Raw genomic sequence first — 22,784 nt, 5'->3', positions numbered from 1 at the left:
TACCATTTCGGTAGCGCCCTCTTTTTTTATACAACCAATGCTATCCCCTTATTAATCTAAGCAGAACTGCTATAATGGCGATAACTAATAGTACGTGTATAATACTACCCACTGAATCTCCAAAGCCCAGGAACCCAATGAGCCAAAGTATTACCAGCACTACGGCTATGATATACAGTAAATTTCCCATGGTATTACTTGTTGTCTGTTAAACAGAGGTGAAACAAATGAATAAAAGGCTTTACGCCCGGCGTATCAATCTTAAGATGACAGCAATTACGGCTATCACCAATAATACGTGAATGATACTACCCACTGAATCTCCGAATCCTAAGAATCCGATTAGCCATAAAATCACCAGCACTACCGCGATGATATACAATAGATTTCCCATAGTTTTAGTTGTGTTAGGTTTTAGTTATTGTTTTGAGGCAGCAAACGTGCCACCATCAATTTGTTTTTGCTTGTACGGAACAACATTACAAAAGATTTATATAGAACTATATAATATTTTTATAAACCTATAATACAAGCAGTTACTATTATCACCTCCCCCATTTCTGCAATTGTGGGCAACAAGAATTGTTTTAGTTTTGTAGAACAAACCACACTAACTCCACTACTATGAAAATAGCCGTCATAGGTTCTGGCACCATGGGCAACGGCATTGCCCATGTGTTCGCCCAAAACTCCTTTGCCGTTTCACTCATTGATATCTCACAAGATTCCCTCACCCGCGCATTGGGCACCATCTCCAAGAACCTGGACCGCATGGTGGCAAAAGGGACTGTCACTGAAGAACAGAAAAAGGAAACGCTGGGGCGAATCAATACTTTTACAGACTTAAAAGAAGGCGTGCAAGATGCTGATCTGGTCATAGAAGCGGCCACTGAAAATGTAGAGATCAAACTAGACCTTTTCCGCCAGTTAGAGGAACATACCAAACCAGATTGCATCTTAGCAAGCAATACTTCCTCTATCTCTATCACTAAGATTGCCTCCGTTACTAAACGCCCCGATAAAGTGATAGGCATGCACTTTATGAATCCGGTGCCGGTCATGAAACTGGTGGAAGTAATAAGAGGCTACTCCACATCAGATGAAGTGACAAATAAAATCGTTGACTTGTCAAAGCAGTTAGGCAAAATTCCTGCTGAGGCCAACGATTATCCGGGTTTTGTAGCCAATCGTATTCTCATGCCCATGATCAATGAGGCCATCTACTCTTTATATGAAGGAGTGGCCGGTGTGGAAGAGATAGACACTATCATGAAATTAGGCATGGCACACCCCATGGGGCCGCTGCAACTCGCCGATTTCATTGGCCTAGATGTTTGCCTTTCAATTCTGCGTGTATTGCATGATGGCTTCGGCAACCAAAAATATGCACCATGCCCACTGCTAGTCAATATGGTGCAGGCTGGCCACAAAGGCGTGAAAAGCGGCCAAGGCTTCTACAGCTATAGCCACGGTACAAAAGATTTAGTTGTAGCCGACACTTTTAAGAAGAGGTAAATTAATGTGCTAATTTGTTAATGTGCTGTTACTTGAATTTGGGAATGTAAGGATTTGGAAATGGGGAAATGGCCAAGCTTCCAATTTTCAGTATTTCTGTTTTAGGCCCATTTTTGAAAAATCAGACCTAAAACAGACGTAGCATCGTTCCTCTGAACGACGCAATATATTATAAACAGGAAGAGCCGGCAAAGTTGCCGGCTCTTCCTGTTTTAGGCTTTTTTCCGGAAAACAGCTCTTAAACAGCTACTTCGTTTTCACGCAGTGCGTCATTCAATGAAGTTTTCAAGTCTGTGCTTTCCTTCCTTTGGCCAATGATCAAGGCACAAGGCACTTGGTAAGAGCCAGCCGGAAAGTTTTTGGTATAAGAACCTGGAATTACAACTGACCTTGGCGGCACATATCCTTTGTATTCCTTCGGCTCTGAGCCAGTCACGTCAATAATTTTGGTGCTGCCGGTAATACAAACATTGGCTCCTATCACGGCCTCTTTGCCTATGTGGCAGCCTTCCACTAATATACTCCGTGAACCAATAAAAGCGCCGTCTTCCACAATTACCGGAGCGGCCTGTACAGGCTCCAGAACTCCTCCCAAACCTACGCCACCGCTCAGGTGCACGTGCTTGCCCACTTGGGCGCAAGAACCTACAGTAGCCCAGGTATCTACCATGGTTCCCTCGTCAACGTACGCACCTATATTAGTGTAAGATGGCATTAAAATTACTCCTTTAGAGATATAGGAGCCGTAGCGGGCCAAAGCATGAGGCACAACTCTAACACCCAACTCTGCAAAACCGCTCTTTAGCGGAATTTTGTCATGAAACTCGAAAGGACCGGCTTCAATGATTTCCATGGTCTGGATAGGGAAGTACATCAGTACCGCCTTTTTCACCCACTCATTCACCTGCCAGCGCTCTCCACCAGTTGGTTCAGCCACCCGCAGCTCTCCTTTATCCAGTAAACGGATCACTTCTCTGATAGCTTCCTGTGAGGCCGCCAACTGTAATTGGGAACGGTCTTCCCAAACAGATTCTATGGTAGTACGTAAATCGCTCATTTGTTCTTTATGAAGGTATGAACGCCAAAATTATTAAATTACCTCGATGATTCGAAAACGAATTCTGCTGGCCTCCCTCCTAAAGCCTGCTACAGACACCCGTTTGTTTGAAAAAATAGGTAAAAGTTTGGCAAAACTGCCGGAGCTGGAAATTCATGTGGCTGGTTATTTAGCCCCCCTGCCACCCACAGAAGAGGCCTACGGCATCACCTTCCACACTATATTCTACTTCCCCCGACTGTCTGCGCAAAGATTATTGGCACAAATAAAGTACTGGCGTTTACTAAAAGAGCTGAAGCCTGATTTAGTGGTGGTTGCCACTCATGAATTACTATTCACCACTTGGCTGTACTGCCGCCAGCACAAAGCTAAGCTCGTGTACGATGTTCAGGAAAACTACTTCCTCAACCTAACAACTCAAAACATTTACAGGCACGGGTTGGGCAACATACTTGGTCATACCATAAGGGGAATTGAAAAAAATATAGCGCCTAAGGTTGATCATTTTTTCTTAGCCGAAGAAAGCTACATCAATGAGCTGCCATTTCTGGACAGCAGGTTTACGGTGCTGCAGAATAAATACATTCACCCGCATGGTCAAAAGCTAATGCATAGAATCATGCCTGTGGTTTTAAAAAACAAGAACCCTCTGCGCCTGTTATACTCCGGTACCATCTCCAAACTATATGGTGTATTAGAGGCGGTAAAGTTCATATCTGAATTGCGACAGTGGGTGCCGAATGCTGAGTTAACCATAGCTGGCTACTGTGCCGATGCCTCATTTTTAAAAGAACTACAGCAGCAGATATCCAAATTGCCGTACATAAAATTAGTGGGAGGAAGTGAGCTGTTGCCCCACCGTCAGATTCTGGAACTTGAGCAGACGCACCACATTGGTTTGCTCCCGTACCAGCCGCACCCTAGTACATTCAGCTGTATACCTACTAAGTTATTTGAGTATCAGGCAAACGGACTGGTCATTGTAGCGCAGGAAAACCCGCTATGGGAAACGATGATCACAGATAATTCTTCTGGGCTATCATTAAATTTTTCAATGCCTGTTGATCAACACTTTGCATACACCTTATTAAACCAACAGTTCTACTTAAAAGGGGCACCACAACTGGTTTTATGGGAGCAGGAAGAGGTAGTTTTGCAGCAGGTAATTAGGCAGCTACTGACATAATAACAGCTACAGAAACAAAATTTAGACAAACCTAAACTTTTATTTATACATACGTATATTTGTGCAGCTATGACAAAACAACTAAGAAATTCCCGTATTGCTGGCCTCGGCCATTATGTACCTGAAAAGGTTGTGAAGAACGCAGACCTGGAGAAACTCATGGACACCTCTGATGCCTGGATTCAGGAGCGCACCGGCATCAAAGAGCGTCGTTATTTTGAACCAGGCAAAGACACCACCGCCAACATGGCCGCTAAAGCTGCCCATAAGGCGCTGGAGCAGGCCGGACTTGAGGCAAAGGAACTGGACATGATTGTATTCGCTACTCTGAGTCCTGACTATTTCTTTCCAGGCTCAGGCGTGTTGCTGCAGCGTGAGTTGGGCTTGAAAGATATTCCCTGCTTTGACGTACGCAACCAGTGCTCCGGTTTTATCTATGCCCTTTCCCTGGGCGACCAGTTCATTAAAACTGGCATGTACAACAATGTACTGGTGGTGGGCTCTGAAATTCACTCATCAGGCCTAGAGTTTAATGACCGAGGTCGCGCTGTTTCAGTAATTTTTGGCGACGGTGCCGGTGCTGCCGTACTCACTCCTTCTGACAGCCTTGACAAAGGAATTCTATCTACCCACTTGCACGCAGAGGGCGAATTTGCCGAAGAACTGGCAGCCACCATGCCATCCAGCAACTTGCCTGAGCGCCTGACGCATGAAATGATTGACAACGGCTCTATATACCCGTACATGAACGGCAGCACTGTGTTCAAACATGCAGTTACCCGTTTTCCGGAGGTGATTATGGAGGCCTTGGACCAGAACGGATATACTTCCGCCGATATTGATTTGGTGGTGCCACACCAGGCTAATTTGCGCATTATTCAGTTTATTCAACAGAAGATGCAGCTGAGTGAGGAGAAAGTCTTCAGCAACATACAGAAATACGGAAACACCACGGCTGCTTCAGTACCCATTGCTTTCTCTGAAGCTTTTGAGGAAGGACGCGTGAAAGAAGGTGATTTGGTTTGTTTAGCCGCCTTCGGTAGTGGCTTTACTTGGGCCTCAGCCTTAATCCGCTGGTAGTTAAAAAAGGAAATGCATAGTACCGCTGAAGAGAATTACATCAAAGCCATCTATAAACTGTCAGGCGGCGGTGCCCACGGTGTGAGTACCAATGCTCTGGCAGATGCTTTAGATACCAAGCCTGCATCGGTGAGCGACATGCTGCGCAAACTCAGCGCCAAAGACTTGGTGCATTACGTGAAATACCGCGGCGTACAGCTCACCGACGATGGCCGAAGGGTTGCATTGAGGATCATCCGTAAGCATCGTTTATGGGAAGTCTTTCTGGTGCAGAAACTTAACTTCGCATGGGACGAGGTACATGAGGTGGCTGAACAGATGGAACATGTGAAGTCTGAGTTACTCGTGAACAGGTTAGACACTTTCCTGAACCACCCTAGGGTAGATCCACACGGAGACCCAATCCCGACCGAGAATGGCGAGATTCCGCAGGTAGAGCAAAAAGCGCTGTCAGCCTTGGAGGTTGAACAAACAGGCATTGTGTGCCGGGTAAAAGATTCACAACCAGCCTTTTTACAGTACCTGAACAGAGTGGGTATTCAAATAGGATCTCACCTTCAAGTGTTGGATAAAATAGCGTATGATAACTCGTTAGAAATAAACATCAACAGAAACAAAACTGTCATTCTTTCTTCTGATGTTTTATCAAAAATTTTTGTCATTAAACCGTAAGTTGTTTTAGGCCTGTTTTTATGAAATCAGCTCAAAAATGGCGAATAATTTTTGGATGGCTCATGTGCTTGTTTCTACTGTTTTCTTCCTGCACTCCGCAGGAAGATACTGCTGAGCTGGCTAAGCAACAAGGGAAACTGTACATTGTCACCACCACGGGAATTCTGCAAGATGCGGTAGCAAACGTGGCAGGTGAACGAGCCGTGGTAGAAGCGCTCATGGGCTCAGGCGTAGACCCCCACCTGTACAAGGCTGCCTTAGGTGATTTGCAGAAACTGCGGCAAGCCGATGTTATCATCTACAACGGCCTGCACCTGGAGGGCAAAATGGGCGAAGTACTGGAGAAGCTATCGCGGCAACAAACCGTATGGGCCGCCGCTGAGGGCTTGCCTAAAAACAAGCTCCGCCACAGCCCTAATTACCCCGACACCCACGATCCGCACGTTTGGTTTGATGTTCAACTCTGGAGTAAGCTGGTAGCGCATGTGTCTGAGAGACTGCAGAAGCATGACCCTGCTCATGCGCAAGAGTATCGCCAAAACACCCAGAAGTACCTGCAGCAGTTGGACAGCCTGCACCAATGGGCAAAGCAGCAGATTGCCTCTATTCCAGCCCAACAGCGCATCTTGATTACCGCCCACGATGCCTTCGGCTACTTCGGCGACGCTTATAACATTGAAGTGCGGGGTTTACAGGGAATTTCCACCATGTCAGAATTCGGCCTGCGGGACGTGAGCTCTTTGGTTGATTTCATCACGAAGCGGAAAATAAAAGCGGTGTTTGTAGAAACCTCCGTTTCTAACAAAGCCATAGAAGCCGTGCAGGAAGGAAGTAAACAGCGCGGTCAACAGGTGAAAATTGGCGGCAACCTCTACTCCGACGCACTCGGCGAAGCAGGCGGCCCAGCAGGTACTTACATAGGCATGGTTAAAGCCAATGTGCAGAAGATAGTTGAAGCGCTTAAGTAATGATTAATGACTAATATCTGCTCATTTATTAATACCCATTGTTAACTACCTATTAATCATTACTCATTGTTCATTAATCATTACAAAAAGAGATGATACAACACGTGACAGACCCGGTATTGGAGGTGCATGATTTGACGGTGAGTTACCAGCGAAAGCCAGTGTTGTGGGATGTGGACCTGACCCTTCCCCATAAATCTTTGGTTGGAGTTATAGGTCCCAATGGCGCCGGAAAATCGACTTTGATTAAAGCCATTATGGGATTGCTGCCGCTTAACAGCGGATATGTGCAATTGTTCGGAAAGTCTTTAGATGAGATTCGCAAAAAGGTAAGTTATGTACCGCAGCGGGAGTCGGTGGATTGGGATTTTCCGGCCTCTGCGCTGGATGTGGCTATGATGGGCACCTATGGCCAATTAGGGCTGTTTAGCAGACCCGGCGCGAAACAGAAGCAGCAGGCCCTGGAGGCGCTGGAGAAAGTAGGCATGCAGGATTTCGCTAATCGGCAGATTTCACAGCTATCGGGTGGGCAGCAGCAGCGGGTATTCTTGGCCCGAGCCCTTGCCCAAGACGCTGATTTATACCTCATGGATGAACCCTTCGCGGGAGTAGACATTGCTACTGAAACGGCTATTATTGAACTGCTCCGGCAAATGCGCGAGGCGGGCAAAACAGTGGTGGTGGTGCACCATGACCTGCAGAGTGCCCAAGATTATTTTGATTGGGTAATTCTGTTGAACATGCGCTTAGTCGCCTCTGGCCCCACTGCTGAAACCCTCACTCCTGCCCTATTGGAAAAAACCTATGGCGGCCGCCTCACCGAGCTTAGCCGGGTAAGCGAGTTGCTCCACAAAAAGAACTTCCCTATTCGGGAGAAAAAACCGGTTCGGCCATGAACACACTGTGGGAGTTTTTAAGCATGTCTGATGCCAATGTGCGCTACGTCACATTAGGTTCTATACTACTGGCGGCTAGTTCGGCAGTAGTGGGCTGCTTTACTGTGCTCCGCAAACGCGCCTTGGTAGGCGATGCCGTGGCCCACGCGGTTCTCCCAGGGGTTTGTCTGGCCTTTATGTTAACCGGAGAAAAAAATCAACTTATCCTGTTATTGGGATCCTTTCTCACTGGCTGGCTTTCGCTGGTAGTCATTGATTTTATTACTGCCAAGAGCCGAATAAAAGAAGACACTGCCATTGGGCTGGTGCTGTCGGTTTTCTTCGGGGTAGGCATTCTGTTCCTGACCTCTATTCAGCACTCAGGCAACGAAAACCAGAGTGGGCTGGACAAGTTCCTGTTCGGGAGCGCGGCTGCTTTGGTGGGCCAAGATTTAGTTACCTTTGGTATTGTGGCGGTGCTGCTGCTGTTGAGCGTGGTGCTGCTGTACAAAGAATTCAAGCTCATCAGTTTTGATGTGGCGTATGCTCGCACCATTGGGTTGCCAGTACGGGGGCTGGAACTGCTGCTTACTACCTTAACTGTTTTGGCAGTGGTAGTGGGCATTCAGAGCGTGGGCGTAGTACTCATGAGCGCCATGCTCATTACACCTGCCGCCGCCGCCCGTTTCTGGACCGACCGCTTAGGTGTGATGGTGGTCATTGCGGCGGCTATGAGTGCCTTCTGCGGAGCGGCCGGGGCATTTGTCTCCTACACCGCCCCCGCCATGCCCACCGGACCTTGGATAGTGATGCTGCTTTCGCTTCTGGCCATCTTCTCCTTCGTCTTAGCGCCTAAAACTGGACTGGCTGCCCGGTTGCTGCTACAGCGTAAAGTGCGCCGCCAGATGATGCGTGAGAATATTCTAAAAACTTTGTTTCTCTTGGGCGAGGCGCAGGATAACTACAGCCACAGCTACTCAAACAAGCAAATTCGTGACCGCCGTGAACTGCCCTTGCTCCGGATGAAGGAAGGATTGCTGGTACTCCGTCGGCAGGGGCTGGTGACCAAGAGCAGCCAAGGCTGGGCTTTAACCGATGCTGGCAAGAAAGAGGCGCAGCGGGTAGTGCGATTGCACCGGCTCTGGGAGTTGTACCTCACGCAGTACCTTCAAGTGGCCTCAGACCACGTGCATGAAGATGCCGAATCTATTGAACATGTGCTTACACCTGAGCTGGAGCGCCGCCTTGAGGAACTCCTGGACTACCCTACACAAGACCCGCACCAAACCATTATTCCGCAACAACCATGAACCTAGATGCATTCTGGATAATAATGACTGGGTCATTGGTGGCAATCAGCAGCGGTTTACTGGGCTGCTTCCTGATTCTGCGCCGCATGGCCATGGTGGGCGATGCCATATCGCACGCCGTGCTGCCGGGTATTGTGTTGGCTTTTCTGTTCAGCGGCACCCGCGAAGTCTGGTCTATGCTCTTTGGCGCCGCAGCCTTGGGCGTGGTCTGTACTTTCCTGATTGAGTTCTTCCACAAGAAAGCCCGAGTTCCAGCCGATGCCTCTATTGGTGTTACCTTTACCTGGCTCTTCGCGCTGGGCATAATTCTGATTACTGTTTATGCGGGACAGGTAGATTTAGACCAGGACTGCGTGCTGTACGGCGAAATTGCCTATGTGCCCTTAGATACTTGGATAACTGAATCGGGACTATCCCTTGGTCCCCGCACCGTCTGGATGATGGCGGGCGTGACATTGGTTATTTTGGCTTTTATAACACTGTTTTACCGGCAGCTGTACCTCACTTCCTTTGATCCTGCATTTGCCGCCGCCATTGGGATTTCAACTTCATTGTGGTACTACCTGCTCATGGGTGCTGTTTCACTCACTACCGTGGCTTCGTTTGAATCAGTGGGGGCCATTTTGGTGGTGGCCTTGATGGTAGGACCTGCCGCTACTGCTTACCTGCTTACAGACCAACTCAAGGTCATGCTGATACTTTCCGCCGTGTTTGGCGTTGTGGCTTCTTTTGCCGGTTATTACCTGGCGCTATGGCTGGATGGATCAGTGGCCGGTGCTATTTCAGTCATTATTGGTTTGGAGTTCCTGTTGGCCTTTGTGTTTTCACCCACACATGGGTTGGTGTCAAGAAGACGGCATTTAGTTGTGACTACGCCACAGCCTGCTTCAGCTTAAGCCACTGCCTTTATTTATGTAGTGTTGTGCGGAGAGTAAGCCTAGCGCTCTACGCACTGCTGAATAGCCAATCTCCTGATTAGCATTACAGTGTTACCATTGGCTACTGGCTCAGACAATCGCAGGTCTAGAATACGCATCAAGGTTTTTTGTGCAAGTCTTTTTGCCCTGATTTTAGTAAAACCAATCAAAATATCCCCTGATGCTCAATACAATACCTACTCCTGCTTTACGTACTTATAGAAGTATATAGTGCAGCTGCAACTTTAATGGAACCTACTTTCCTAGGCGCTGTTTAAATAGATATATCGACCTAAAGCCAATGCGAATTCTTTTTTTCCTTTTACTGGTTCTATTTACTTCTGGTGGAATGACCTTTCGGGAAAATTCATCGGAAGCAGAATTGGCAAATTTGGATAATAAGCCTGCCCTGCAGTGGCTCACGCTGGAAGAGGCGCTGGTGAAAAGTAAGCAGCACCCGAAGAAGATTCTGATTGACGTTTACACTGACTGGTGCGGCTACTGTAAGAAAATGGATAAGCAGGTGTACCAGAACGTAGCAGTGGTAGACAAACTTAACCGTGATTTTTACGTGGTGAAACTGAATGCAGAATCGCGGCAGCCTATTACTATAAACGGCACCACTTACCGCTTTAAGCCGGAATACAAAGCGCATGAGCTGGCGGTGGCACTATTACAAGGGGAGCTGAGTTATCCGTCTACGGTTTTTCTGAACGAACAGCAGCAAGTCATGCAGCGCGTGGCTGGTTATATTCCCCCTAAAGATTTCTTGCAAGGCTTGGAATACATTGCTACACAGAAGTAGCCTTTCTACTTCCTTACCTGCTTCATCAGACCAAGAAGCAATTCAGCTTTTCTGCCGTTTTTAGTCTAAATTTGCAAAATCAGGCCTAAAACGGCTTTTACGTTAGAACCTCATTTGTTTTGATACCTTCTACCCTTTCCAAAGACACCATTATTGCGCTGGCCACGGCTTCAGGACACGGTGCCATTGCCATTATCCGCTTGTCCGGACCTGAAGCCATTTCTATGGTAAATGGCGTTTTCAAAGGTAAGAATCTGGAGAAGCAGGCGTCGCACACGCTGCACTTCGGCACCATTCGGGACGGGGAAAAAATTTTGGATGAAGTGGTGGTTTCGCTGTTCAAAGGCCCCGCATCTTATACTAAAGAAGATGTGGTAGAAGTTTCCTGCCACGGGTCGCCATACATTACGGAGCAACTTATAAAGCTGTTCCTGCGCCAAGGAGCACGCCTAGCCGAGGCAGGTGAGTTCACCAAACGCGCCTTTTTGAACGGCCAGTTTGATTTAGCCCAGGCCGAGGCCGTGGCCGATTTAATTGCCTCCGACTCTGCCCTCACGCACCAAGTGGCCATGAACCAGATGCGCGGCGGATTCTCTCAGGAAATAAAGGCGCTGCGGGCACAGCTCATTCACTTCGCGTCAATGATTGAACTGGAGCTTGATTTCAGCGAGGAAGACGTGGAGTTTGCCGACCGCTCCGCCCTGCGCAACCTCATCACCCAACTGCAGCGGCTGGTGACGGATTTGCTGCGGTCTTTTGAAATGGGCAACGTATTAAAAAATGGAGTACCAACTGTGATTGCCGGTAAGCCCAACGCAGGAAAGTCTACCCTACTCAATGCCCTGCTGAACGAGGAAAAAGCCATTGTCTCTGATATTCCTGGCACCACCCGCGACGTAATTGAGGATGAGGCTATAATTGGCGGCCTCCGCTTCCGATTCATTGACACCGCCGGCCTCCGCGAAACACTTGACACCGTGGAAGCCATTGGCGTGGCACGCACAAAACAGCAACTACAAAAAGCATCATTGGTGCTGTATCTGTTCGATGTCACCTCCACCTCTCCTGCTGAACTTAAAGCCGAGTTAGAAGCTTTGCAACTGCCCCAGGTGCCATATTTGCTCCTGGGCAATAAACAAGATTTGGCCACCCCCGAACAGTTGGCTCAGTTTCAGGAGTTCGAACATCTGATTTTTCTATCGGCAGGCACTAAGGCTGGCTTAGATGAGCTGCAACAGACGCTACTGGAACAGGTACACGCCAACGAGGCCATCACCGGTGACCGAACCATCGTTACCAACCTCCGCCACTTCCAAAGCCTCCAAAAAACTTCAAATGCCTTATTGGAAGTACTGCAAGGGCTGGATAACGGCCTCACCGGCGATTGGCTGGCCGCGGACATAAGAAGAGCGCTTTATGAGCTAGGATTGATTACTGGTGAGATCACGACAGATGATTTATTAGATAATATTTTTACAAAGTTTTGCATCGGAAAGTAAACAGGTAAAACAATGGAAAACGTTATCCTAACAAAGTCAAACAAGTTACTGCAAATCAGCAGTTTAATATACTTTTATCTTCCTTCCTTTTCCTTTGTTTGTTGTTTGAGTGTTACTCATTTGTTACCTTTGTTTAACTTGGTAACAAATAAAAACAAAGATGGGGGTTGCTTTAAGGGCTAAGAAAACCAAAGAAGGAAAAGAAAAGCTTTACTTGGACATTTACCACAATGGTAAAAGAGAGACAAAATTTTTTCCATTTACAATCACTAATGGAAAAGACGCTACCTCTAAAAAGGAAGATAAGGAAAACAGAAAGATAGCAGAAGCCGCTCGTCTAAAGGTTGAACAGCAACTTGTTAATGACCAGTACGGTCTAATTGACCTAAAATCTAAGCCAACCGACTTCATTGCCTACTTTTGGGAATATGCAGAAGAGAAAAAAGCTAGCAAAGGAAATTATTCAGTTTGGGTAAGTTCAATAAAACAGCTTCAAACATATTCCAATGGCTCCTTGCAGTTTAGTCACATAGACAAAAAATTTGTTGAAGGATTTAAAACCTTCCTTACTAAAGAGGTAGGCCAAAATAGTGCAGATTCTTATTTCAATAAATTTAAAGCTACCCTCAGAAGAGCATTTGAAGACAGGATAATTTTTGAGAACCCTGCTTCTCGGGTAAAAGGGGTTGGTCAAGCTGAAACCAATAGAGAGTATCTAACCTATGAGGAAGTACAAGCCTTAGCCGACGCAAAATGTGAATCAGAAGAGTTAAAAAGGGCTTTTCTTTTTTCATGCTATACTGGCTTACGTTGGTCTGACGTAGAGGCATTACATTGGAAGGACATAGTAGATGGTGAGAATTTGAAATTCAGACCTTTAAAAACAGCAAACAAATTCGTTCACCTTCCTTTATCTCAAACAGCATTAGCCCTTGCAGGGCAACCTTCTGAACCTAACAAAAAGATTTTCAACATAAAATACAGTGCCTATAACAATGTACGGTTACTGCAATGGTGTTTAAGAGCAGGTATCACGAAGCATATTACATTTCACTGTTCAAGGCACACATTTGCAACATTGGCCTTAACCAAAGGAGCGGATTTGTACGTAATACAAAAGTTGCTTGGTCATAGCCACATAAAGACTACAGCCATTTACACTAAGATAGTAGACAGTAAAAAGAAGGAAGCAGTAAATATGATTCCGGCTATTTCTTTAGTAAACCTAGGCCTCTCTTAATGAATCCGAACATTGAAAAGCATTTTAGCACCTTTCTTTGGAAAGTGTTTTTAAGCGAACATGTTGAAGAAACTTTCAATGAAGGTATTGCAGAAACACAAATGCCTGAAAAGCTATCACTGCTAAAATACGCAAACCACAAGCTACAAACTTTAGGGGTAAATTACTTCATGCAAAGCATTGCAAATGAGCAATTTGGTCTTTCTAAATTCCATGATGGAACAGAAGATAATGTTATAGGTCACAAATTGTGGACAGAATGGTTAGGTGAAAAGGAAAAATCCTTATTAGCTATCCAGAAAACTTTGCCTCAAACAATATCCTTTTGGGAAGAACAGCTAAAAATCCTTCCAACTATTAGCAACGACTCTGAAAGGTTAGCAAACATTGAAAAAGCGTTAGAAAAGTCCGTAATCCTACAAAAAGAAATTCTAACCATTGAAGAAGCCGCAACTCACACAAGTTATTCAGTATCATATCTATACAAACTAACTTCCTCTAATAAAATACCTCATTATAACCCATTAGGCAACAAACTTTTCTTCCGCAGAGAAGAACTAGATAAGTGGATGCTTTCAGGTCGTAGTAAAACTATAGAAGAGATAGAAAAGGAAGCATCTACTTTTTTGAAGAGTAAAAAGAAACGTTAATTTAGCTTTTAAGTAGCTTATTATAATATCTGTGAAAGTCATTCACGGTAGTTTAGGGAGAACATAAATCCACACTAACTGTATCAAAATAATCATTCCCCCTTTTACCCCTTATTTCAAGCACCTCTAAGCACTATCCAGTGTCCATTTAATGTATCACAATAATCACTTGTTTTATTTGATACACTTTTATAAGTTTGTCCTTCTGAACAGTACGAAAGACAATGACACCAGTAGCAATTTTCACCAGAGTAAGCAAGACAAGCCAAGATTTTGACAGACAGATAAATGACCTAACAAAGTACGCCGCTTCCATGGGCTATAAGGTGGTTGACTCCATCAATGAGAAGGTGTCTGGCTCAAAGACCAATGAGGAAAGGCAGGGCATTGTTGACTTACTAAAATTGGCAAAGGATGGGGCAATAAAGAAGGTACTGGTAGCAGAGGTCTCTAGGCTTGGTCGAAATACCACAGAAGTGTTGAAGGTGGTTGACGCTCTGAAAGAATCTGGTGTATCCACTTTTATCATGAACCACCAGATTGAAACCCTTAACGCGGACGGGAAGGCCAATTCAATGTCGCAAATGTTCCTTACTCTTCTCTCGGAATTCGCGAGAATGGAAAAAGAGACATTGATAGAGCGAATTAATTCAGGCCTAGATGAAGCCAGAAGAAAGGGCGTTAAGTTAGGCCGCAGGGAAGGCACTACAAAGAACAATGATGCGCTTCTGGCAGAGTACAAGACAGTGGTTGCGCAGATACATAAAGGCCAGAGTGTGAGAAATGCGGCTAAGATATGCGGCGTTAGTACAGCCACAGTGCAGAAGGTGAAGAAGGCCATGAGCACCGCAAAAGCCTAAAACATCAATAATTTAAATTTAAAATCATGGAAAAACAGCCTAAGCCGCAACCAATGCCTAGATTCAAGGATATGATTTCAGAGGGGCAATCTCCAGAAATGCAGGGGGCAATCTACTGGTGTGAAAGTAGAATAAGGTATTATCCAGAAGACCAGTGGCTACAGTGGTGCCGCAACCGATTCAAGGAAGACTTCTTGTTAGACATAGAGGGCTTATATTTAGAGGCGTACTACTACGGCCACGAAGACCTATACACTTATGCAGAGTTTGTTGAAGAGGTGATTGATATGATTAGGGCTTACTATTTTTTAAACGGCGGCGAAATGACGGTGGAAGAAAAGCGCCTCAGTGAAAAGATGAACTCTGAATCCCTTTTTACAAAGGCCACATTGAAAGACGTTCCAGACACAGACCCTGCCAAAATTCAGCTTGAATTGGAAGACGGGGTAGCCTACATTTCCAAGAAGTCGGGTTGGGTGCTGTCACAGTTCTAAGGCGCTGTTATTGATTGCTGTTTTGCCCCTGTTTTAGCCTCGTCATGCTATCGTTTCTTGTGAAGTGAGCAAACGGTAAGCTTTATTCAAAGGAAGATTAGTAACGCCTATTACGCGTTATTTTATATTTAAAGATTCTTGACTTTCCACCAACGTAACTATCCTTTCCATCTGCCTAGGCTACTGCTTATTTTAGAGGTTCTGCACACCTATTGGGCACCCTCAAACATACCTGAATTAAGCCTGTATTAGCCTGTTTTAGCGCACTTCTTTCTTCAGTAATCCTACGGTGGGGTCAAACAGAAACAGAGGCTAAAACAGGCTATTTTCATACTTTTGACAAACAGTGTTTAAAGCTCCTTCCCTGCCCAAGGCTCTACGTTTACCATTGGGGCAATCCCAATGCACTTTTCCATTTCCTCTTTAATTATGCGCGTGGCAAATTCCTCGTATTCTTCCAAAACAACTAGGTTGTCATGGATGAAGAACATGGGGCAATTACATTTCTCCGATACAATGCGCTTGCCAATCCTGTCAAGCATCATGTGCGACTCTAACCGTTGCAACAGGGTCACTGGCAAAGTATAGCTTTTCTCACCAAGGAAGTTCTTCCCCTTCAACAAGTCAAGGAAGGCTATGACTGTGGGGTAGTGCTTGGCAAATATTCTCTTCCTTTCATTGAGGTAGGCACCCGCGTTCACCTTTGAGTAAAGCACGGCCAGAACTTCATCTTTAAAAGCCCTCATGCTGCTGTAGGGCACCCCTAGTTCCTCTTCAAAACACTTCCTCAGGTTCGGGTAAAAGCTACCGTCTGTGACCCCCTCACGATATCTTATTATGTCCTCTAGAACACTGGAATCATTGTTTTTCATGTCATTGCTGAACATATCTACTAACATTATGGAAGAAGATATGTTGGAAGACATAGAAGAGGAACTTCTTAGAAAGACATGCCCTATGATGCTTTGGTAGTCACTGTGTAGGCATTTAAGAGAGAAAGGGGTGGTAAAGGACATAGATACAGACTTAGAGGAAGCCCTGTTAGAAGAGGAACTATTGTCTAACATAGAAATTCTATCCAGAAACGCCTTTGCGGAATTATTAAATGATTTTAAATTTAATTTTCGGTCGGCAAGCGAAGGATAGTCAGCCCTTGTTTCTCTTAAATTATTTAACGCCCCTGTAAACTCTTTATCCAGTCCGTACAAACTGCCACTTAAAAGACCCAATAGAAGATAAGGTTGGGAATTTTTGATATCTAGGCTAACGAGTTTCCTCTTGTCCTTCCCCCACGTAATGAACTGCTTTGCCTCTCGCTTCATGTAGGTGAAGGGGGTGTGAAGTCTCCTGCCTGTCTCGTCAATGGTAAAGGTGAAGTTGCCGTTTCCTTCCCTTAGCATCCGCAGAGGGTGCATGTAGGCGTTGAACTTCATCCGTGCGTTTGGCTCTGGGTAAGCATTGCCCTCTATTCCCAGATTCACCATGAAAAACTTTTCAGCGCCCTCTATGTCTATGTTTAGCCTCTTGTCATTTAGCCAACGGTGAAGGAAGGGGTAAACGTCCTTCCCGTCCGTCTTTGCCTCTGCCTTACTGGAGAGGCGTTTGATGAAGCTTTGGTCTTTCAAGGCCACATACTTTACCTTTGTCTGGTAGTGGGGCATGAAGCGGTAGCCCATACACTTACCTTCCAGTGTCACCACCTTGCCTCCCCTCATGGTCTGCATTCCTGCCTTCTGATACTGCTCCATGCGGTCAATAAGGCGGTACTTCACCATGTAGTCTATGTACTGTAGGTAGTTGTGCGCGATGCCCTGCAAAAGCTTAGAGGAAAGGCGCACATAGCCGCTTTCCGTGATAAGGTCAAAGTCCTGTGAGGGCACTGAGGTGAGAAGACCCATGAAATACAATAAAATGTTTTCCTTGAATGGCTTTATGCCGTTTGTACTGTTCTTTGTTATAAACTCTTTTAAGTTGAAATTCTCTGGTATGGCTACTAGAGGCTCTGAAGTGGTCTTTTCCAATGTCATTTACTGTATTTGATATGAAATTTAATTGTACAGTAAAGATACCCACGACTCGTGCAAGTGAAAGTAGGTTTGGGGAGGTATTTTTAGGGGATTTAAAAAAAAGTAGAACTTACCTTTTGCGACGGAAATCCAAGAGGAATACCTGCAAAACACTGTCCTGCCGTTTGATTTAAATGGTGAAAAGGCCATTTGAGAAGTCTGTTCTTCTTAGGTTTACACCTGTTTACCTAAGGTTTTCTTTTCAATATGTATGTGTGTCAAACCGCCTTAAACAGCTTTACCCTACCTGTTTAAGTGCCGTTTTTAAAGGAGAGTGATGGAAAACCTATTTGAAATGTTTTTGCAGAGTGTTTCAACTGCATACAGGGGCACGTGACCAAGCCTTTCAGAAAAACGGTATAACAACAGATTTTTTTAAATTTAAAAAATTTAGAAGGTATGGCTATTCAGGGATATATGGTCAATAACTTTTATAAACGGATAGCCGCTTCTTTGTTAACCATGTTTAACATGTGCCTTTGGGATTAGCAACTTAAAAAAGGCTTAAGAAAAACCCTTTCACAGCCATTTTGAAGGATATTTTGCGGTGCAGGGATAAATCGTTACATTGAAAATTGGTTTAGGCGAATCGCAAAAAAGAAACATTGAAACCAGTGGCAAAGCAATTTCCGCGCATTGTGCCAATAACAGGAACGAACTCCGTTTATCCAGTAATAATATCCAAGGCTAAAGATTACAAACTAATATGAATAAATTTAAGATAGACATTTATACACTTACCGAAAAGGCCTCACATTCAAGTGACAAGATATATTTTGGAAGCATCGTTTTTGAAACAGAAATGGAAAGGAGTTGGGTTTTAGACTTCTTACACCACGCAGGTAGACAAATGGCAATTGAAGGAATTCAAATTATAACTTACAACTTTGAAAATTATACAATAATAGAATTAATAGACTTTTTTAGAGAGGGTGATTATTTCAAAGAACTAATTTATCAGAGCCAAGACTTACTTGTAACTAACGAACAATTAATTGATAATCTATTCACAACGGACCATGAACCAGATTATTTAATTATTGGAGATGATGCTGTCGCTGGGCACTATTCAGAAAAGGATTTAGATTTTCTACATGACTATCAGCAGACTGTTATTAAATCAGAATATTTATATGAATGGGGTGCAACTGGTTTTTGGGATAATTATTTAATTGGTATTGCCTCCAGTATGTCGGTTTTGATAATTGATAAATTAGTATCCTTGGGCTTTCCTAAAAGCAGCATACAGCGATTTAAGTTGCCAACACAAATTAGAAAAAAAATTGCTAATGAATACAACATACTACCTGAAAGTTTATTTCTTGAAAGTTATAACAAGAATAAGACTGGCGTAGAAGTTGTTTGTTTTAGAAATATAAATTACCGCTTTCTTATAACAATTAAAAACGGGGAACTCGCTAATTTAACAACAGAAAAATTAATAAAGTACGTATAAAAAGCACAGCCTATAACAAGGTGTATAAGCCATGCTACAGCCGAAGGTCTTGCACGACTCATTAACTAGGCCATTATGCGGTATTTAAATAATTAAAGCTTACTAAAATATAGAATAAGCAAATGAGTGACGCTACATTGACTGCCTTAGCAACCGTATTATTAGTAATTGTTGGACTTGCACAGGTTTTTGTTCTTATATCTCAAAAACGTCAAACAAGAATAGCATTAATTACAGAATACAGACAACTTTGGAATAAATTAAAGCCCTATTGGGGAAATGTTATTTTTATAGGAAGAGTTGAAGGAGAATATTACCAAGTAGTTAATAATAAAAGATTAAGCAAACTTAAAGAACTTACCGACCAACATAGTTATTCAGCCCCAACAATTTGGGCACTTGAAAGTGTCCAAAATATTTTCGGCCTTTTAGGAGAAGTTTCAACCAGAATATTACAGGGTCATTTAACCGTTTCAGATACATATCCAATTTTTGGGACTGGTTTTTTACGACAAAGTAGACCATTAAGGCAGTTGCTAGAACCAAGTTACCAACATTATTTCTCATCAGAATTAGAGTCAGAAAAGCATAGCTCAATTAGAAATGAAATGCAGGATTGGCTTGTATACCACGACGGGCTTCGCAGAAGATGCCTAATTCTAATAGACTTGTTATGGGCGGAAGCAGCTCGATTAGAAGATTTACCTCCTGATGAAATGCAGAGTGCTGCAAACTCAAAAAAAGTTACTGGCAAATTAAATAGAACTCGTGTGTTTTCTGAAACAATCAGAATAAATGGCTTATCTAAATTATTATTAGCCATTAAGCTTAGTCGCTTTTTACTAAGAGCAGAATACTTTTCAAGAAGTAACTGGCTTGGAATTAAAAAGAGCAGACTTAGTTCACTTGATGCAAATTGGACTAATCGCCTTTTGAGAAGTTAATTTGTTATTGAAAAAAAATATCGTATAACGACACCTAAACGGCAGCATCTCACGACGGTCTCCGCCGCCGTTTAGCCTAACCATTAGCAGAAATTATATGAACGAACCTCAAGAATTTACCAGACCTTTTTTTCCTGATGTTGAAAGTCTATTTTCAGAATACGTCGAATATTATGGCGGTACAGTAGTAGAAAAATTAGAAAGCTATAAAACAGACCGACAGAATGCAGATTTCTTTTTTGAACATCCAGTAATTGTTGCAGAATTAAAGACATTTGAAAAAGACATTTTTTCAGAGCCTGAAGATATTCCTCGTTTAATGGAATTATTTGAAAAATGGATAGCAAATGGTTTGATGACAGGAGAAGACCTGAAAGAATATACTTTTAGAGGTAATCAATTACCTCAGAAGTGTATTGATGATATGATTGAAAGAGCATCTAAAACAATCGAGCGTGCCATTTACAAAGCAAACAAACAAATAGAAGAAACTAAAAAGACATTAAATAAAAAGAACGCAAATGGAATTGTATTCTTGATAAATGATGGAAATTATTTTTTTACAAATCAAGGGTTCCTTGCCGTGATATCTGACTTGATAGGACGAAAATTCAAGGAGTCTTCATTTGATGTAATAATTTATTTAACAATCAATCAAGCAACTTACAAAGAAGATTCCGAGTTGGACCACACTATTTGGGTGCCAATCTATACTAAAGTGGATGACCAAGGGGAGACAATCGTATCTGATGAACTTTATTCTTTTGTAAATACTTTTGGAGAAAAATTTCTTACAGAGTTTTTGACATTAAAAACTGGACATAAACCCAAAGCATTTAAGCAAATAGAGGGTATAGAAGAATCAATAGCAGAATTCAATAAACAAAAATTTATCCCAAAGGATATAATTTATAAAAAATAACTTCTGTAACAAGGTGCATAAGCCATGCTTTGGCCGACGGCCTCGCACGTTAAATAATTTAATGGAACAGAAAATGCCCTTCCAAGCGCTCCAATAAAGGGCAGTTGTAGGGGCATTCATATTATTACCATATAGAATTTAACTTTATTTTTCTTTTATCATGAAGGTTGTGAAATAATTATAAATTTTTTCAATGCATTTTAAGATAAATACATAAGAGAAAACGGCATACAATTATTTATAATATTTAATGAATTAAATGAAAAGAGTAGAACAACATATCATAGAAGAAGAGTCAAGGAAGGCCTTTGCATTATTAGTTCCAGATGCTTGGGTAGCAAATGACTTTACAAAGGACTATGGCAAAGATATCCATATTGAAATCTTTACAAACCACAATTCTACTGGTAAAACCTTCATTGTTCAACTAAAAGGAACAAGCCAAAATATAAAAGAAGGGAAAATAGCTATACCATTAGCTGTTGATATGCTTTCTTATTACAAAAGCTTAGACTACCCAGTATTGCTTGTCTTTTATAGTACTAATGAAAAAAGATTTTGGGGTATTTGGGCAAATAACCTACTTGACTGCTTAAAAATAAAAGAAGGTCAAGCTACTGTGCTTATAAAATTGGATACAAAGCATTTTATAGATAGAGATTTTTTTAACAGATTGGAAAGTAGTTTTACTAAGGAAATATCTAAACGTATTCAAGTAGTTTTTAATTCTAAAAGTAACTATGAGAAAGCATTTGAACGTAGAATCATTCGATGGATTGAAAAATATTATCCGAATTCGTATGGTTTGGATTGCGCGTATTATCCTTTTAAGATTAGTATAAGCTTAAACGAGTATGACAAAGGTTTAAAAGTAAAGATTGATATAAATGGAGACAAATATGTTTTAGAAAATATAAGTGACAAAGAGTATAGCTTTATTACTAGCCCAATTGTAGATAGTAGCGCAATGAACAAAGCTGAATCTGAGATATTATTCTTTATAACTTCTGCTTTCTTACATTTATCCCCTCAAAGTAGTTTGCAATTATTGCAAAAGATTTTAGCCCTGTATAATGGAGCGTATAAAAATGAGTTTACACTATTAGAGATTGGGTATTTTGCAGCTAGCAAGAACTATATGTTCGAATTACAGAAATTAATAGAAGTAACACTTAAAGAAAAACTAATAAAAGATTTCAATTGTCTAAATTCTGCACTATTTGGAAATAATATAACTATCGAGTCTTACAAGGATAACCTTATCCGCGCAAATAATATCTTCCCAGATTCAGAAGATAAAGGTGTTACTAGTTATAATTTAGGAAATGTATATAGGATTCAGAATGAATTCCTTTTTGCTGTTCATTATTATAATTTAGCAAGGAAACATAATCCAGAATATTTGAATAGGTATTACTGGTGGCATGAATTTGCAGGTATGCTATTCGTTAGTGAACATTATTTTTATGCAGAACGTTTTTATAAAAAATCTATTGAACTGGATACAGAAAAATTAAATTTACCCTTCACACATGCTTTGTATGCGGATTGTTTGCTGTGGCAAGGTAAGTATAAGGATGCAAAAGAATCTTATCATTACTTTTTGAAAGAAGTAGTTGAAATGGATAAAATGCCAAGTCCATACCAATCTATGCTACATGATATGTGCAACGAATTTATCAAAATGGGATTTAATGAAACTGCTTTAGATAAGTCACTTTCAAATGAGCTATATCATAATGCTTATGAGTCTAAAGACATAGATATATATAAAAAATCAATTGAAGCTTACCCACTTAATTACTATGCTTGGAGGGAATTAGGGTATTTATATGAAAGTAAGGGTGAATTCTATGAGGCATTTTATGCTCTGAAAAACGCTGCTATTTTAAGTGAAGTAGATAGAGAAACATGGGTTCATTTTTTCTTTATGTGTATACGTGCTGAACAGGCTGAATTTTTCAACTTAGTGTTTGTTCAGCTTCTGTTCCAGTTTGGAGATTCTATTTTAAATGACATAAACGATTTATTAAGTAATTCTACAGACATACCTTTCAAACAAAAAGAAGTACTCATTGACAATCTTTTAGAGAGTGCCAAAGATTTGAATGAGAGTGTGGTGGATAATATTTATATACCGTCACCCATGGTTATGCGCTTTTTTGGTGATAAATAGCTCCTTAAAAAGGTAATATGGAAGGGCATTACAGTAAATTCTTGTTACCCTTATGTTACCTTAACAATCTTATCAGTCTGATTTTTAAATAT

At 42.5% G+C, this 22,784-nt stretch carries 22 protein-coding genes; 18 read left to right on the top strand and 4 right to left on the bottom strand.

The genetic code is table 11. The annotated features are described in order from the left end of the window. Positions 1-40: 40 nt before the first annotated feature. On the bottom strand, positions 41-190 hold the full coding sequence (locus tag A8O23_RS21470; RefSeq protein WP_153042208.1) for a lmo0937 family membrane protein: 150 nt from the start codon (positions 188-190) through the stop codon (positions 41-43). 51 nt (positions 191-241) lie between these two features. Next, complete coding sequence (locus tag A8O23_RS21465; protein ID WP_153042207.1) at positions 242-394, bottom strand: lmo0937 family membrane protein; 153 nt, start codon at positions 392-394, stop codon at positions 242-244. Positions 395-624: 230 nt separating this feature from the next. Between A8O23_RS21465 and A8O23_RS13745 the strand changes: the two genes are divergently transcribed. Further along, a complete protein-coding gene (locus A8O23_RS13745; RefSeq protein WP_066622183.1) occupies positions 625-1,515 on the top strand; it encodes a 3-hydroxyacyl-CoA dehydrogenase family protein in 891 nt (296 codons plus the stop codon). Between the two features lie 238 nt (positions 1,516-1,753). Here A8O23_RS13745 and A8O23_RS13740 read toward each other — a convergent pair whose 3' ends face one another. After that, complete coding sequence (locus tag A8O23_RS13740) at positions 1,754-2,572, bottom strand: 2,3,4,5-tetrahydropyridine-2,6-dicarboxylate N-succinyltransferase (RefSeq protein WP_066622181.1); 819 nt, start codon at positions 2,570-2,572, stop codon at positions 1,754-1,756. A gap of 46 nt (positions 2,573-2,618) precedes the next feature. On the opposite strand from A8O23_RS13740, the gene A8O23_RS13735 reads away from it, so the two are divergent. The 13 genes from A8O23_RS13735 (at position 2,619) to A8O23_RS13675 (ending at position 15,128) form a co-directional block, all read left to right on the top strand. After that, the gene (locus tag A8O23_RS13735) at positions 2,619-3,758 is read left to right on the top strand and encodes a glycosyltransferase family protein (RefSeq protein ID WP_066622179.1); all 1,140 of its coding nucleotides are present in this window, start codon (positions 2,619-2,621) and stop codon (positions 3,756-3,758) included. A gap of 69 nt (positions 3,759-3,827) precedes the next feature. Next, positions 3,828-4,838, top strand: a complete 1,011-nt coding sequence (locus tag A8O23_RS13730; RefSeq protein ID WP_066622177.1) for a 3-oxoacyl-ACP synthase III family protein — start codon at positions 3,828-3,830, stop codon at positions 4,836-4,838. Between the two features lie 12 nt (positions 4,839-4,850). Further along, a complete protein-coding gene (locus A8O23_RS13725; protein WP_066622176.1) occupies positions 4,851-5,510 on the top strand; it encodes a metal-dependent transcriptional regulator in 660 nt (219 codons plus the stop codon). A 20-nt stretch (positions 5,511-5,530) separates the two neighbouring features. After that, on the top strand, positions 5,531-6,478 hold the full coding sequence (locus A8O23_RS13720) for a metal ABC transporter solute-binding protein, Zn/Mn family (RefSeq protein WP_066622175.1): 948 nt from the start codon (positions 5,531-5,533) through the stop codon (positions 6,476-6,478). Between the two features lie 92 nt (positions 6,479-6,570). Beyond that, positions 6,571-7,374, top strand: coding sequence for a metal ABC transporter ATP-binding protein (locus tag A8O23_RS13715; RefSeq protein WP_066622172.1), 804 nt, complete (start codon positions 6,571-6,573; stop codon positions 7,372-7,374). Next, positions 7,371-8,663, top strand: coding sequence for a metal ABC transporter permease (locus A8O23_RS13710; RefSeq protein WP_066622170.1), 1,293 nt, complete (start codon positions 7,371-7,373; stop codon positions 8,661-8,663). Before A8O23_RS13715 ends, A8O23_RS13710 begins: the two co-directional genes overlap by 4 nt. After that, positions 8,660-9,559 carry a metal ABC transporter permease gene (locus A8O23_RS13705; RefSeq protein WP_066622165.1) on the top strand — a complete coding sequence of 300 codons (900 nt, stop codon included), beginning with the start codon at positions 8,660-8,662 and terminating at the stop codon, positions 9,557-9,559. Before A8O23_RS13710 ends, A8O23_RS13705 begins: the two co-directional genes overlap by 4 nt. Positions 9,560-9,881: 322 nt before the next feature. Then, positions 9,882-10,385: a thioredoxin family protein gene (locus tag A8O23_RS13700; RefSeq protein WP_082883054.1), complete on the top strand. Its 504-nt coding sequence runs from the start codon at positions 9,882-9,884 to the stop codon at positions 10,383-10,385. Positions 10,386-10,504: 119 nt separating this feature from the next. Beyond that, complete coding sequence (mnmE, locus tag A8O23_RS13695) at positions 10,505-11,884, top strand: tRNA uridine-5-carboxymethylaminomethyl(34) synthesis GTPase MnmE (RefSeq protein WP_066622157.1); 1,380 nt, start codon at positions 10,505-10,507, stop codon at positions 11,882-11,884. A gap of 160 nt (positions 11,885-12,044) precedes the next feature. Beyond that, positions 12,045-13,124 carry a site-specific integrase gene (locus A8O23_RS13690; protein ID WP_066622155.1) on the top strand — a complete coding sequence of 360 codons (1,080 nt, stop codon included), beginning with the start codon at positions 12,045-12,047 and terminating at the stop codon, positions 13,122-13,124. Continuing rightward, complete coding sequence (locus tag A8O23_RS21335) at positions 13,124-13,774, top strand: helix-turn-helix transcriptional regulator (protein ID WP_082883053.1); 651 nt, start codon at positions 13,124-13,126, stop codon at positions 13,772-13,774. The genes A8O23_RS13690 and A8O23_RS21335 overlap by 1 nt, the downstream gene beginning before the upstream one ends. A gap of 224 nt (positions 13,775-13,998) precedes the next feature. Continuing rightward, entirely contained in the window at positions 13,999-14,634 is a 636-nt protein-coding gene (locus A8O23_RS13680) for a recombinase family protein (RefSeq protein WP_066622153.1), read from the top strand. A 53-nt stretch (positions 14,635-14,687) separates the two neighbouring features. Beyond that, positions 14,688-15,128: a hypothetical protein gene (locus A8O23_RS13675; protein WP_153042206.1), complete on the top strand. Its 441-nt coding sequence runs from the start codon at positions 14,688-14,690 to the stop codon at positions 15,126-15,128. 350 nt (positions 15,129-15,478) lie between these two features. On the opposite strand, the gene A8O23_RS13670 is transcribed toward A8O23_RS13675, so the two are convergent. Beyond that, on the bottom strand, positions 15,479-17,155 hold the full coding sequence (locus A8O23_RS13670) for a hypothetical protein (protein ID WP_066622150.1): 1,677 nt from the start codon (positions 17,153-17,155) through the stop codon (positions 15,479-15,481). 745 nt (positions 17,156-17,900) lie between these two features. Here A8O23_RS13670 and A8O23_RS13665 point away from each other — a divergent pair. The 4 genes from A8O23_RS13665 (at position 17,901) to A8O23_RS13650 (ending at position 22,692) form a co-directional block, all read left to right on the top strand. Continuing rightward, positions 17,901-18,650, top strand: coding sequence for a hypothetical protein (locus tag A8O23_RS13665; RefSeq protein WP_066622148.1), 750 nt, complete (start codon positions 17,901-17,903; stop codon positions 18,648-18,650). 122 nt (positions 18,651-18,772) lie between these two features. Beyond that, the gene (locus A8O23_RS13660) at positions 18,773-19,594 is read left to right on the top strand and encodes a hypothetical protein (protein WP_066622146.1); all 822 of its coding nucleotides are present in this window, start codon (positions 18,773-18,775) and stop codon (positions 19,592-19,594) included. A gap of 97 nt (positions 19,595-19,691) precedes the next feature. Next, a complete protein-coding gene (locus tag A8O23_RS13655) occupies positions 19,692-20,516 on the top strand; it encodes a hypothetical protein (RefSeq protein ID WP_066622144.1) in 825 nt (274 codons plus the stop codon). A 259-nt stretch (positions 20,517-20,775) separates the two neighbouring features. Continuing rightward, positions 20,776-22,692, top strand: coding sequence for a DUF4365 domain-containing protein (locus A8O23_RS13650; RefSeq protein WP_066622142.1), 1,917 nt, complete (start codon positions 20,776-20,778; stop codon positions 22,690-22,692). Positions 22,693-22,784: the final 92 nt, after the last annotated feature.

Source organism: Rufibacter roseus, from assembly GCF_001647285.1.
GTDB classification, from domain to species: Bacteria; Bacteroidota; Bacteroidia; order Cytophagales; family Hymenobacteraceae; genus Nibribacter; species Nibribacter roseus.
This window is presented reverse-complemented; position numbering and strand designations above follow the sequence as displayed.